A 12,424-nucleotide genomic window follows, 5' to 3' on the forward strand; every position below is an offset into this window, starting at 1 on the left:
ATTTTCTTTTGGCTGAAATTTTGTACTAATGATTAGGAAATCATGTCACCTATTTTAAGGTTTAGATAAAATATATTAATTTATGCTCGGGTTCACGTCTTTTTTCGTCTTGGTCAAATAAATAACTAAGCTCAAGATTGTTGCGAGGAAAATTACGCTTGTTCCCACGGTACCGAGACCAAGACCACCAGCATCGTGAGGCTGTGATAGATAGTCGCCAAAAGAGGCGCCAAAAGGACGAGTTAATATATAAGCAATCCAAAAGGCCAACACTGCATTTAATTTGAAGCGGTAGTAAGCGACGGTTACAGCCCCAATTAATGCGGCAAATATGAGCGCTGAAATCCAGTAACCTAAGTTGAGACTCTCTGCTACGAGATCACCAGCTGCAGTACCTAAGGCGAAGGTGAACAGGATAGCCAGCCAGTAGAATGCTTCTCGCTTTGTTGTGTAAATAGAGTGAATGGACAGTGTCTTCTCACTCACATACCAAGCAGCAAAAGTTGCCAGTAAGACAATGGTGAAAACGATGGTGGTCGTCTCAAGAGCGACCCCGAAGTTGTCCGTAAGATTGTCGGTGACCAGCGTACCAACAACACTAATCAGCAAGACAGTGAGCCAGTAAATCCCTGGAACATACTTCTTCAATCTGAACTGGAATACTAGTGTGATGAACAAGAGAGCACTCATAACAAAGGTCGTTTTAGTTAAGCCAAAGTTCAAGTTTGTATTTAAGAAGTCTGCGCCTGTTTCGCCCACTGTAGTTGCCATGATTTTGATAATCCAGAAGAAAATCGTAACTTCTGGAACCTTGTTCAGCATCTGCCAGCCTCGTGATGCAACGGGAGCGACTTCATTAGAAATAGATGGATTTTCTCTATTCTTATCCTGATCCTTCTCATAATATTTCATGTTTGATTCCTCCTTACTAGTTATTTATGTATAAACAGAGTGTAACTAATAAGAATGAGATTCAGATGAAATTAGGATGAAAAAAACATTAAAAAAAGATGAAAAAAAGAAATTTCTAAAGTGTCTTTTTTATTTAACAAATACAGTTAAAAAACTATATCCTTTCTTTGATTGCGGAATAGAATAGAAAATACAGCAAAATTGACACTCTTCATTTGATATCCTAAGTTGGTCGTTTTCTGCAAAATAAAAGTGCCGAGCAATATTAGTTTGACATGGAGTCTCTACAAGCATGACTCACATGCCAAGAACGTCATAATAACAAGCATTTGGTGCTATTATACTTGTTTCTCCATGTTAAAGCATGTGTGACTTGTTGTTTGTAATACTATGTATTTTTGTTTTACAAACAACAAGTTGGTGACTAATCGTTTAAGTGTCTTTTGTATTTAGGGGGACATTAAGAATATCTTATGTATTTCTCATCATATTTTAATGTTTTTTTAGTAGAGTATACCTTGTATCCTACAAGGAAAGAGGAAGAAGACTATGCATGTACTACGTTTTTTAAGTGAATATATAAAACACCCAAGAACTGTAGGAGCAGTATTGTCAAGTTCTAAGCAACTTGCCAAACAAATGGTAGCCCCTATAAATTTTGAACAAGCAAAATGCATTATTGAGTATGGACCAGGAACTGGAGTGTTTACGGAACAGCTCATTCAACATAAACATAATGAAACAGTATTGTTAATCATTGAGAATAACGCACGGTTTTACCGTATACTTCATGAGCGATATTCACACATGGAAAATGTGTACATTATTCATGACTCTGCCGAATATACGGAAAAGTACGTTCAGAAATATAAAATTAACCAAGTGGATTATATTATTTCAGGATTGCCATTTACCAGTTTATCCCTTGATACTTCTACAAAGATATTACAGGTAACAAAAGAAGTATTAAGGGAAGAAGGAAAATTTATTACTTTCCAATATACACGCTTTAAACAACAATTTTTCCGTTCTTTTTTTGCAAATATTGAGGTGAAGAAAATAAACTGGAATATTCCACCGGCTTTCGTGTTCACTTGCTTTATGTAAGGTGATGGGAAGGTGCGAAACTAAATCACTATTACGCAAAAGAAATGAATTATTTCCAACATAAAAAATGAACGATTTTTCCTGTGAAAATTACAGAAAGAATCGTTCATTTTTTTGCCAGAAATATAAACTATAACTTTCATTTTGGACTATTAAAAGGGTGGAATACTTTGCGGCAGCACCTTCTTCTTGATCCTAAGTGGCGAATATTGATATGTTCGAATTTGCATTAGGGTGATTATTCCTAGAATGAGGTTTTCGGACCTATCAATGAATCGAAATAATAAATAAAAGTCAATACTACATGAATCTCAAATGCAGTATTGACTAAATAAAGTTAAATATATTTATTTAAAATCTCCCCAGGTAATCCATCAATCTCACAAACTATATCTGATGTAAAACCAACGTTTATTAATATTTTTCGAGAGGGGATATTGTTTGGATCGATAATTGCTTTTAGTACGTTCACTTCTGTCTGCTTCGCTATTTCAATTAATTCTCTTGCAATACAACTACCATATCTTTTTCCCCAGTGTTCTGGCAATATCATATAACCAAGTTCAGCTTCTTTTAAATTATCCTCATTCACTGTTACATGTCCAAGGCCGATAAATTCATTTGTTGCACTGTCATAAACTTTATAAGACCCAAACAGTTTATGTTTTTGATTGCGCCTTAACAATTTTTCATAGTCGTTTTGCGCTTCTTCTAACGGAATAGCACGCTCTGTAATTTGTGCCATCACGCTTTCATTTGATACGAGCTGGAAGTATTGATTAAAATCTGTTGCTTCAAATTTTTTGAAATGTAGTTTATGCATATGATTCCTCCAAACGAATTTTTATTTGTTCTTCAGAAAAGATAAACAATAGTTAAATGGTGATCTCTATTTGATTGCCTTCCGGGTCGCTTATTACACTTTCGTAATAGCCATCTCCAGTGAAACGTGGTCCATTTAATAAAGGATAACCAGCTTCTTTTAACGTTTTTGTTAGTTCATTTACACGTTCTTCACTTCCAACAGAGAAAGCTATATGTGCATAGCCAGTTATATTAAGATTAGGCTCGTTTTCTATACCTTTCTTACGCATAATTTCAAGGCGCGCTCCGGATGCGAACGTAATAAAATATGATTCAAATTGTTTTGCTTCATTATGATATAAAGAGTTTGGTTTGCCGTTGAAATACTTCGTATAAAAATTACGCATCATTTCTAAATCATTTACCCAAATTGCAATATGTTCGATTTTCATTCGTTTCACCAATCCTTTCTTTATGTAAATTAAAAAATATGTACTCTGAAATAATTAGCGAAGGTGAACAACAATAATTAGATGTTCACTTTATTAAATTTGCAATCATATTGCAAGAAATAAGAATGGACGTTAGGAAAAATCAAATTGTAACGAAAAAGTTTTAATAATGGTATTAGATAATTTTTAGGCCATAACATGCATACAATGTCTAATTAAGTGAATTACGTACGTGAAAATTGCAAATAAGGAGGGACATTTGTGGGGCAAATTGAACAAATGATAATTGTCGGCATTTCTTTGTCTTTTATACTGTCTATTATGATATTAGGGTCTACATATTATAATCCTCGCCTTTGGTTAAATGATTATCCAAAAGATATTCAAAAAGTAGTTTTGCCAAAATCGATAAATGAAAAACAACAAACGTTTTATTTCGGAATTATTTACAATATTATTCTCTTCGGAACACCTGTAATTTCTACACATATACTACATCACCATGAAAAATTATTGTATATTGAGGCCTATTTACATACTTTCGAGATTGTAATGATTTTCAATTTAGTAGATTTATTAATAATCGATTGGCTTATATTTTGCTGGATTACTCCAAGGTTTGTTGTTATTCCTAGTACAGAAGGAATGAAAGGGTATAAAGACTATATGTTTCACTTAAGATGTGCAATAGCCGGAACGCCATTTTTAGCAATTGTAAGTTTATTTTTGGCAGGAATTGCGACAACTATTTAGTATAAGGAAGAGGGGGAGGAAACGTAAATACTATACTTAAAAGAGAAAATAATTAGCTTTTTGATTAGAGAATTAGAAATAGATGATAGTTTTACAGTAAATGCTCGGTTAGTTCTTTCTGTTTCAAAAATAAATAACAAAATGGAATATACAGTCGAAGAAGTGTCTAGCTATGAAAAAAGTTATTTAGAAGATCAATACGAAGAAGATGAAGAACTAGCGTAAAATGAATATATAAATAATCCTAATTAAATGATTTACATAGCGCTCTCACATAACTAGATCGTAGAAGTTATGATAGTGAAAAAGAATTGGGATCTCTTTTCACTATAAAACAGCCCCTTAGATAAACAAATCTAAAGGGCACAACATAGCGTCTTTTTTATAAACACCGTGACTTTATGTAAAAGTGACATCCACTCTTTTTATTTGAGGAGTGGATGTTTTTATATTCTGTGGTGTTCTCTCTTAGAAAACACATTCTGTTACATATAAAATTTATTTATTCTTTTCTTTCCAAAGTGCAAAAGGATTCTTTTCGTGATGATTTTTATCGAGTTTTAATAATTTTATGTCGCGTTGTTCCTTTGGAAGAGCTATTTGCTGATAAACGTATTTTGTTCCTAATCCAATTTCTTCTTCCTCTTGTGCAGTATAAGAATAATAAACATGTTGAAGATTCGCCCAGTAAATGGCACTTAAACACATCGGGCAGGGCTCTCCACTTGCATATAGTATGCAGTCGGAAAGATCAGATGTACCAAGAATGCGACAAGCCTGACGGATAGCTAGAAGTTCAGCATGCGCAGTGGGATCATGTGTTTTAAGAACATCATTTACTCCCTTCGCAACAATCTCACCATCTTTAACAAGCACTGCACCAAATGGTTTTCCTTTTTTGTTTTTGGTATTTTCGTAAGCTAAATCAATTGCCAATTTCATGAATTTTTCGTGATTCATTAAAAAACACCCCTTTAAAAATTAAATTTTAAATATGATTTTTTTCACTCATGTTTTTTGTTTTCCATAGTTGTTCTAGCACAATTACGATGATTGTCCCAACAATGAGACCATTGCTTAAAATATATTGAAAAATAGTAGGCAGACCATTAAATATTGCTTTAGGCAGAAACATTAATCCAATACCGATTAGCAATGTGATTCCTAATATAGTTAGCCGACGTTGATCTAATTCGTCTTTCAAAAGGGATTGAAACGAGATCCCAATCATTTGGACAAAGGATGCTAAACTTGCGGCACAAGCGACAGGGCCAGGAAGCGTAGCTAAGAAGTCGACGACTGACGGAACAACGGCTATACCTGCTAAGGCTAAACTTGCTACTAGGAAAGGCATTATTCGTTTTTGCTCGGTTAATCGGATAAAACCCGCCGATACTGGCAATGGTACAATTCCAATTGTCGAAAAAAGAGCTGATATAACATGTGTAATACCGCCTGCCCAACTGGCGCGATTAATGATTTGTTTTTCGGATTCTCCTGATTCTGGAACCACTTGTTTAACAGCCGTAACGGCCGCTATCGTATTAGAGACTAAAATAAACGTAAATATAATTGAGGTTATAACCATTCCAGCATTTAACTGCGGAGTCCCCCAAGCAAAAATGTCTGGTAATTTAATAAAGGAATCTGGTGTGGAAATCGTGTTGGAGCTTTTTCCTAATAAGAAATATAGTAACCATCCAAATAAAATCCCTAACAGTACGGAGTAACTTTTCATCCATCCTTTTCCTTTAATTGATAGCACTATTACTAGAACAAATACGCCAAATGAAATCGCTGCTGTTTGATAATCTAGGTTGGATTGTCCTTGTATACCGAGCATTCCCTCTAAAAAAACACCACTAAGTTGAAGACTCAGAATCAAAAGAAAAGAACCAGTAACTAAAGGAGTAAACAAAAACAACAGCCGATTAACCAGGCCGGTTATGCCAAGAATAACTAGTAAAAACCCTGTAACTAGCAAACCACCTTCTAAAAGTTGTAATGTTTCTTTCATGCTTTCTCCCTGCTGGGTCGCCATACCCGCTAAGATGACAAATACACTGACCCATGAACCTGCAGGTCCGTCAGCGATCGGATAGCGATGTCCGAAACATCCTTGTATAAAAGAGCTAATGCCCACCACAAAAAAAGTTCGTTGCATCAAATTGGATATTTCCTCGATTGATAAATGAAATACGCCTCCGATTACGATTGGCAATGCAACAGAAGTGGCCAGCAGGAAAAAGAACCATTGAAAGATGCTTAATGCGCTGTAAAAACGTTGTTTCTCCATATTGTTTCACCTTCATATAAAATATTTATTTTTTCCAAGTACCAATAGAAATTAGTTCTAATTGACTTGAAAATGAAGATTTCCCGCGAGAAAAGCTTTTATTAATCTATCTAGATGCCCTAACTAACCTCTGTAAATTTTTTTGCTTAAAAGTGCATCGTTTTTTAAGGCTACTACGGGAAATTTCTTTTCATCTAAAATTATGATATCTTAGAATTTGGTATATGAAAAATATAAAAAAAATTAATTTTACTAAAGGTTTTCATATGATGAGGGGGTTTTTTCCATTTATGGATATTAGACAACTGCGATATTTCATAGCAATTGTAGAAGAAAGAAAAATTTCTGCTGCTGCTGAAAGACTTCATATCTCCCAGCCGCCGCTAAGCCAGCATCTAAAAGCAATGGAAGAGGAATTAGGAACGAAATTAATAGAGAGAACTGGGAAATTTTTAGAAGTGACGGAAGCAGGAAAAGCCTTATATAAATATGCACTACAAATGACTCATTTAATGGAAGAAGCCAAAATGGAAGTAAAGGAGGTCGGAAACGGGGTAAGCGGAAGACTAACGATAGGTATCAATACTTTTTCAGTAGACGGATTACCTGAATTACTTAACCAATTTCACAAAAAATATCCTAAGGTTACATATAAAGTTCATCAAAATGAGTCATCTCATCTTTGTCAATTAGTGAGAGACAGGATTGTAGAGCTGGCGATTATACGATTACCGCTCGAGTTAGATGATTTTTCAACTATCCATCTTTATACAGAACCTTTTTACTTTATTACTTCAAATAAAAAGCACCCTTTTAATCATCAAGTTACGCTTGCTGAAATTCAAAACTGCCCTCTAATAATACCGAGTACAGAAGGATTGGGAGTTTATTATATGATTTTAGAGGCATTTTCAAAAGCGCAACTACATCCGAATATTATTGCCGAATGCTCTGACATCTCACTTTTATTAGAGTTAGTCGCAGGTAATTTTGGAGAAGCTATTGTACCAGAAACTGTAATTAAGCAATACAAAAACTACAATATCCAGGCTTTCAAAATTACAGATGCAGAGCTATCTGCATCCGCGAGCTTAATATGGCTGAAGAATCATTACCTATCAAAAAACGCTCAAAACTTTATAAAACTGTTAAGGATGAACATCTAGCAAAACACGGACCTACTGAGTTAATGTAAAGCTAACGAATATGAAAAATGAAGATATACCTACTGATGAAGACAGTTATTGGGAAGCCTTTGACTTATTCGGTTCGGAATATGTATGTAGATTGTTAGGAGTGCCTTTATACGATGATGTTCCAGAAGATTTAGGATGTCCCACTTGTTCTAAAGAGATGAAATATGTTGCTACAATTACACAAGATCTTGAAGAACGGGAACTTATTTCAGTAGTTGATTCTCGGTTTGGTGAAATGAAGATATATTTTTACTTATGTAAAGAGTGTTCAGTTATGAAAACTGAAATACAAGGAACATAATAAAGTAAGACTGACATGATGAGTCAGTCTTATTTTTGTTGCGTCACATCATTAACAATCGCATGAAATATGCCTTTTTGCGTAAAATCATCTGTAAAGACAGTTTCTCTATCAACTTCAATTGTATCGTGCGGGTTATACCATTTACTTAATAAATCTTCTCCAAATCCAAGTCGTTTTTCTCTCGTATTATGCCGTCTAATCGTTTCTTCAAGTGATAAGTCAAAATAATATGTATAAGCGTTTCCTTCAAAATAATGTATTAATTCTTTTAACATATCACCGTACCTACGACTGTTTAGTATACCTTCTAAAATAACAAATTCGCATTTTCCTTTTCCGTACTTCGTAATCTCAAAAATTAAATCATGAGATAGATTGCCCATAGTGTCGTGGACTTTTAACATATCTCTACGCACAACATCTTGAGAGACTAATAGTGTACCTTGACCGAAATGTTCTTGCAGTTCTTTTGCGATTGTTGTCTTGCCACTTGCGGAGTTTCCTCGAAGAATGATTAATGTTGATTTCAAAGTCTCATCTCCAGATTGTTTTAGTTTTTGTAAAAATATCTTTATATGGAAAATTTCTTATTTGGTTAAGTAATAGTTTATGATATTAAATTTGAGTTGAACAGTATAAGCTCTTATTGTGATTTGATTTGGGGATTTTTAAGATAAAACGAATATGTAAAATCATCGTAAAAAACCTCCAGTGTATTTGTGGTTTGATTATATGAACTCTTTATTTTAAAGATGCAATAATTCCTTGATAAGTAAACAGAATTATTGTAAAGTAATGATAATTAAAATTTATATTGTTTGAAAACGATGAAAGGAAATAGTAACAGGTATCTTTTCTTTTAGAGAGTCGGTGGGTGGTGTGAACCGATAGAAAGAGCTTGTGAATCCGTCCTTGAGCGAAATGTGGAACACTTCAAAATATGAAGTTAGTAATCGTTTCCGGCTAAAAGCCGTTAATATTTTAAGTGGAAGGCGTATATTTTCTGCGCTTTTAACTAGGGTGGCAACGCGGGTTAACTCTCGTCCCTTTTATAGGGACGGGAGTTTTTTGTGTTTTTTTAGTAAAATTCCCTACCTTAAAAGTTTAACGTGAACGAAGAAGATGGCATTATTCATTTATTAAAGGAGAGATAAGACATGTTAGATGTAAAAGTATTACGTGCTAATTTTGAAGAAGTAAAGAAAAAATTGATTAATCGCGGCGGAGAGTTTCTTGAATTAGATAAATTTGAAGAATTGGATCAAAGGCGTCGTGAATTGTTAGTAGGAGTTGAAGAATTAAAAAGTAAACGTAACGAGGTATCTGAGCTAATTGCGAAGTTAAAGCGTGAAAAACAAGGTGCTAATGAACTTATTAGTGAAATGCGTGAAGTAGGCGACAAGATTAAAACGTTAGATGATGAGTTACGCAATGTAGAAGAGGGATTGAATTCTATATTATTGGCATTACCAAATATCCCTAATGAAGCAGTGCCTATTGGAGTATCAGAAGATGATAATGTTGAAATACGTAAGTGGGGAGAAATAAACGAATTTTCATTTGAAGCAAAACCACATTGGGAAGTTGCTGAGAAATTAGGATTACTAGATTTTGAACGGGCAGCAAAAGTAACAGGAAGTCGCTTCGTATATTACAATGGCTTGGGAGCACGTTTAGAGCGAGCAATAGCTAACTTTATGTTAGATTTACATGTTGAAGAACATGGGTATACGGAAGTGATTCCACCATTTATCGTAAATAGCGATAGTTTATTAGGAACAGGACAATTCCCGAAATTTAAGGAGGATGTATTTACATTAAAAGACACAGATTACTCTTTAATTCCAACGGCGGAAGTGCCATTAGCAAACTATTATCGTGATGAAATTTTAAATGGTGAAGATTTACCTATTAATTTTACCGCTTATACGCCATGTTTCCGTTCTGAAGCTGGTAGTGCAGGACGTGATACGAGAGGACTTATTCGTCGGCACCAATTTAGTAAAGTTGAAATGGTTAAATATACAAAGCCAGAAGAATCATACGACGAGTTAGAAAAATTAACAGCAAATGCTGAAAGAGTACTACAATTATTACAATTACCTTATCGAGTAATCGTATTATGCACAGCTGATATGGCATTTCCAGCTGCGAAAACATATGATATTGAAGTTTGGTTACCTAGCTATGGGATATATCGTGAAATTTCTTCTTGCTCAAACTGTGAAGATTTCCAAGCGCGTCGTGCAAGTATACGTTTCCGTCGTACACAAGGTGCTAAACCAGAATTTGTACATACATTAAATGGTTCTGGATTAGCTATAGGTCGTACAGTAGCAGCTATTTTAGAGAACTACCAACAAAAAGATGGCACAGTTATTATCCCAGAAGTATTACGTCCATACATGGGTGGATTAGAAGTTATTAAATAAGTAAGATGCTAATTTGAAGTGTAAATCTAATTATTTACAGAAGAGTCAAATCGTTGTGTATATAAAATAGTTATTAATTTTTATTAAATTAATAACAAATTATTCACTAACAATAAACAACCCAAACACTTTGAAAAATATTTTTTCGAAATGTTTGGGTTTCTTTGGCTGAAAAATCAATTTAGTAGCTGAATTTTGCTCAAACTTTATTTGAAAGTTACATAATTTAAGAGTTTATGGAAGGTAAATACAATTAATTGTATAATCAATATGATGAATAACAAAGGGGGATTATTTGAAAGAATTGCAAACTCAAAGTTCTTTACAGAAACATTTGCTCCGTATAAAACCTCACAATTCAACTTGTATACAGCATTTTTTACCCTTACATTACTACCATACGCATTAATAGGTGCAATTAAAGATTTAACATCAAGAAAAAATATAAATGAACAATAGAGGTGTCACATGCTATTTCAAGAAGGAAATTTATTTGTTAGATATGTTAACGACAAAGATGCATCTATCATCTCTAAATGGTTAACAGATCCAGAAGTTTTACAGTATTACGAAGGAAGAGATAATCCGCAATCTGTAGAAAAGGTACTCGATCATTTTATACATAACCCAAACAGTAATGAAAAAAGATGTTTAGTAGAATTTGATGAAATGCCGATTGGTTACATACAAATGTACCCTGTTGATTCCGAATGGAAAGCTTTATATGGATATGAAGAATCACAAAATGTATGGGGCATGGACCAATTCATCGGTGAACCAGCGTATTGGGGAAAAGGAATTGGAACTGATCTCGTTCAAGCAGCAATTACATACATTATGGAGAAAATAGGTGTGGAAGCGATAGCGATGGACCCTAGAGTAAATAATGTACGTGCGATAAGCTGTTATGAAAAATGCGGGTTTAGAAAGGTGAAAGTACTAAAAGAACATGAATTACATGAGGGGAAATTAGAAGATTGTTGGATGGTGGAATATAATAAAAATAAAGGGAGCTGTGTGAAATGAAAAAAGCATTAATAGTTATTGATGTACAAGCGGGTATGTATACAGCGGGAATGCCAGTACATAATGGGGAAAAGTTATTAGAAACGTTGCAAGGACTTATTCAAGAATGTCGTTCGAATAGTATTCCGGTTATTTATGTGCAACATAACGGGCCAAAAGATCATCCGTTAGAAAAGGGGACAGATGGTTGGAAAGTACATGCGGCGATAGCTCCGCAAGAGGGTGATAGTATTGTTGAAAAGACAACACCCGATTCATTTAATAAGACGAACTTGAATGAAGTTTTACAAGAAAAAGGAATTGAACATGTTATTATTTCAGGAATGCAAACACAGTATTGTGTTGATACAACAACGCGTAGAGCGTTTAGTGAAGGATATAAAGTAACGTTAGTAAGTGATGCCCATAGCACGTTTGATACAGATGTATTACGTGCTGAAGATATTGTGAAACATCATAACGTAGTGCTTGGATCATTTGCGGATGTTATTACGTTAAAAGATTTAAAAGTAGAAGCGTAATTACAGAAGTTGCTGTCTCTGAATGGGAGGCAGCTTTTTTTATTGAAAGACAAGTTGTCGAATAATGTCGGAGAACCGATCTATCTAAAAAATCGCCGGTGTAATTTCATGTACCGAAATGATTGTACAAAAAAAAGGAGCACCACTTTATCAAAAAGGGAGCTCCTTCACCAAAATGTTATTTCTTCTTATCTTTATCTAATATATTTTGCTCTTCAGCGAACTCTGTACCATATGCAAATCTGCGATTAATACGAATATTATCGTTGTTATGACGCGTGCGTGAATGTGAAAAACGATGGACGATTACTTCTGATAATGTAAAGACGATAGCAGAAAGGATACTACCCCATGCAATTTGCATGTAGTTGTCTAATAATATATTACCGAAAATCCAAACGCTTAAATACGTTAGTAAAAAGTTTGTCATAATGGCAGCAGAATCGCCAATTCGATTTAAAATAATTTTATTAACAAACATATAAGAAACGATTGTGACAAATAGACTAAAAGAAATAATTTGGACGAGCGTTGCTGGGAAAAATAAAGCTAATCCGATACTAAAAGCGATGATACACGATATAAATTTGATTACTATTACAGTAAAATCATTCAATATTT

General features: G+C 34.2%; 13 protein-coding genes, 3 pseudogenes and 1 other annotated feature. Of the genes and pseudogenes, 9 read left to right on the plus strand and 7 right to left on the minus strand.

Features of this window, described 5'->3' with window-relative positions:
• Positions 1-75: 75 nt before the first annotated feature.
• Complete coding sequence (locus tag BAU28_RS16800; protein ID WP_071719233.1) at positions 76-912, minus strand: COG4705 family protein; 837 nt, start codon at positions 910-912, stop codon at positions 76-78.
• A gap of 549 nt (positions 913-1,461) precedes the next feature.
• On the opposite strand from BAU28_RS16800, the gene BAU28_RS16805 reads away from it, so the two are divergent.
• A complete protein-coding gene (locus tag BAU28_RS16805; RefSeq protein ID WP_002172441.1) occupies positions 1,462-2,019 on the plus strand; it encodes a class I SAM-dependent methyltransferase in 558 nt (185 codons plus the stop codon).
• 337 nt (positions 2,020-2,356) lie between these two features.
• Here the strand turns inward: BAU28_RS16805 and BAU28_RS16810 are convergent, their stop codons facing one another.
• Together BAU28_RS16810 and BAU28_RS16815 are read right to left on the minus strand one after the other, a co-directional pair.
• Complete coding sequence (locus BAU28_RS16810; RefSeq protein ID WP_071719234.1) at positions 2,357-2,842, minus strand: GNAT family N-acetyltransferase; 486 nt, start codon at positions 2,840-2,842, stop codon at positions 2,357-2,359.
• A gap of 52 nt (positions 2,843-2,894) precedes the next feature.
• Positions 2,895-3,275 (minus strand): VOC family protein, encoded by a 381-nt coding sequence (locus BAU28_RS16815; protein WP_071719235.1) that lies wholly within the window; start codon positions 3,273-3,275, stop codon positions 2,895-2,897.
• A gap of 261 nt (positions 3,276-3,536) precedes the next feature.
• Here BAU28_RS16815 and BAU28_RS16820 point away from each other — a divergent pair, with 261 nt between their 5' ends.
• Both BAU28_RS16820 and BAU28_RS31435 read left to right on the plus strand, forming a co-directional pair.
• The gene (locus BAU28_RS16820) at positions 3,537-4,028 is read left to right on the plus strand and encodes a nitroreductase (protein WP_071719236.1); all 492 of its coding nucleotides are present in this window, start codon (positions 3,537-3,539) and stop codon (positions 4,026-4,028) included.
• Positions 4,029-4,079: 51 nt separating this feature from the next.
• Positions 4,080-4,307 (plus strand): annotated as a pseudogene (locus BAU28_RS31435) (GNAT family N-acetyltransferase); the annotation flags it as partial.
• A 219-nt stretch (positions 4,308-4,526) separates the two neighbouring features.
• On the opposite strand, the gene BAU28_RS16825 reads toward BAU28_RS31435, so the two are convergent.
• Together BAU28_RS16825 and BAU28_RS16830 are read right to left on the minus strand one after the other, a co-directional pair.
• Positions 4,527-4,988, minus strand: a complete 462-nt coding sequence (locus tag BAU28_RS16825; RefSeq protein ID WP_048371213.1) for a nucleoside deaminase — start codon at positions 4,986-4,988, stop codon at positions 4,527-4,529.
• A 28-nt stretch (positions 4,989-5,016) separates the two neighbouring features.
• Positions 5,017-6,324 carry a purine/pyrimidine permease gene (locus BAU28_RS16830; protein ID WP_071719237.1) on the minus strand — a complete coding sequence of 436 codons (1,308 nt, stop codon included), beginning with the start codon at positions 6,322-6,324 and terminating at the stop codon, positions 5,017-5,019.
• A 290-nt stretch (positions 6,325-6,614) separates the two neighbouring features.
• Here BAU28_RS16830 and BAU28_RS16835 point away from each other — a divergent pair, with 290 nt between their 5' ends.
• Both BAU28_RS16835 and BAU28_RS16840 read left to right on the plus strand, forming a co-directional pair.
• Positions 6,615-7,490 carry a LysR family transcriptional regulator gene (locus tag BAU28_RS16835; RefSeq protein WP_071719238.1) on the plus strand — a complete coding sequence of 292 codons (876 nt, stop codon included), beginning with the start codon at positions 6,615-6,617 and terminating at the stop codon, positions 7,488-7,490.
• A 22-nt stretch (positions 7,491-7,512) separates the two neighbouring features.
• A pseudogene (locus BAU28_RS16840) lies at positions 7,513-7,821 on the plus strand (hypothetical protein); the annotation flags it as partial.
• 29 nt (positions 7,822-7,850) lie between these two features.
• On the opposite strand, the gene BAU28_RS16845 reads toward BAU28_RS16840, so the two are convergent.
• Positions 7,851-8,354, minus strand: coding sequence for a kinase (locus BAU28_RS16845; RefSeq protein WP_071719239.1), 504 nt, complete (start codon positions 8,352-8,354; stop codon positions 7,851-7,853).
• Positions 8,355-8,642: 288 nt separating this feature from the next.
• Positions 8,643-8,875 (plus strand) — a binding site (T-box leader).
• A 106-nt stretch (positions 8,876-8,981) separates the two neighbouring features.
• Between BAU28_RS16845 and serS the strand changes: the two genes are divergently transcribed.
• The 4 genes and pseudogenes from serS (at position 8,982) to BAU28_RS16865 (ending at position 11,803) form a co-directional block, all read left to right on the plus strand.
• Positions 8,982-10,256, plus strand: coding sequence for a serine--tRNA ligase (gene serS / locus BAU28_RS16850; protein ID WP_071719240.1), 1,275 nt, complete (start codon positions 8,982-8,984; stop codon positions 10,254-10,256).
• Positions 10,257-10,541: 285 nt separating this feature from the next.
• Positions 10,542-10,715 (plus strand): annotated as a pseudogene (locus BAU28_RS16855) (YfzA family protein); the annotation flags it as partial.
• A gap of 9 nt (positions 10,716-10,724) precedes the next feature.
• Positions 10,725-11,282, plus strand: coding sequence for a GNAT family N-acetyltransferase (locus tag BAU28_RS16860; RefSeq protein ID WP_071719241.1), 558 nt, complete (start codon positions 10,725-10,727; stop codon positions 11,280-11,282).
• Complete coding sequence (locus BAU28_RS16865) at positions 11,279-11,803, plus strand: cysteine hydrolase family protein (protein ID WP_071719242.1); 525 nt, start codon at positions 11,279-11,281, stop codon at positions 11,801-11,803. Before BAU28_RS16860 ends, BAU28_RS16865 begins: the two co-directional genes overlap by 4 nt.
• A gap of 178 nt (positions 11,804-11,981) precedes the next feature.
• Here BAU28_RS16865 and BAU28_RS16870 read toward each other — a convergent pair whose 3' ends face one another.
• Positions 11,982-12,419 (minus strand): YndM family protein, encoded by a 438-nt coding sequence (locus BAU28_RS16870; protein ID WP_025150834.1) that lies wholly within the window; start codon positions 12,417-12,419, stop codon positions 11,982-11,984.
• Positions 12,420-12,424 lie beyond the last annotated feature (5 nt).

The sequence above is a fragment of the Bacillus paramycoides genome (assembly GCF_001884235.1).
GTDB classification, from domain to species: Bacteria; Bacillota; Bacilli; order Bacillales; family Bacillaceae_G; genus Bacillus_A; species Bacillus_A paramycoides.

What these genes read in the sequence shown, in the direction of transcription:
- BAU28_RS16800 (WP_071719233.1), bottom strand. Translation starts at nt 912, where the DNA reads ATGAAATATTATGAGAAGGATCAGGATAAGAATAGAGAAAATCCATCT.
- BAU28_RS16805 (WP_002172441.1), top strand. Translation starts at nt 1,462, where the DNA reads ATGCATGTACTACGTTTTTTAAGTGAATATATAAAACACCCAAGAACT.
- BAU28_RS16810 (WP_071719234.1), bottom strand. Translation starts at nt 2,842, where the DNA reads ATGCATAAACTACATTTCAAAAAATTTGAAGCAACAGATTTTAATCAA.
- BAU28_RS16815 (WP_071719235.1), bottom strand. Translation starts at nt 3,275, where the DNA reads ATGAAAATCGAACATATTGCAATTTGGGTAAATGATTTAGAAATGATG.
- BAU28_RS16825 (WP_048371213.1), bottom strand. Translation starts at nt 4,988, where the DNA reads ATGAATCACGAAAAATTCATGAAATTGGCAATTGATTTAGCTTACGAA.
- BAU28_RS16830 (WP_071719237.1), bottom strand. Translation starts at nt 6,324, where the DNA reads ATGGAGAAACAACGTTTTTACAGCGCATTAAGCATCTTTCAATGGTTC.
- BAU28_RS16835 (WP_071719238.1), top strand. Translation starts at nt 6,615, where the DNA reads ATGGATATTAGACAACTGCGATATTTCATAGCAATTGTAGAAGAAAGA.
- serS (WP_071719240.1), top strand. Translation starts at nt 8,982, where the DNA reads ATGTTAGATGTAAAAGTATTACGTGCTAATTTTGAAGAAGTAAAGAAA.
- BAU28_RS16860 (WP_071719241.1), top strand. Translation starts at nt 10,725, where the DNA reads ATGCTATTTCAAGAAGGAAATTTATTTGTTAGATATGTTAACGACAAA.
- BAU28_RS16865 (WP_071719242.1), top strand. Translation starts at nt 11,279, where the DNA reads ATGAAAAAAGCATTAATAGTTATTGATGTACAAGCGGGTATGTATACA.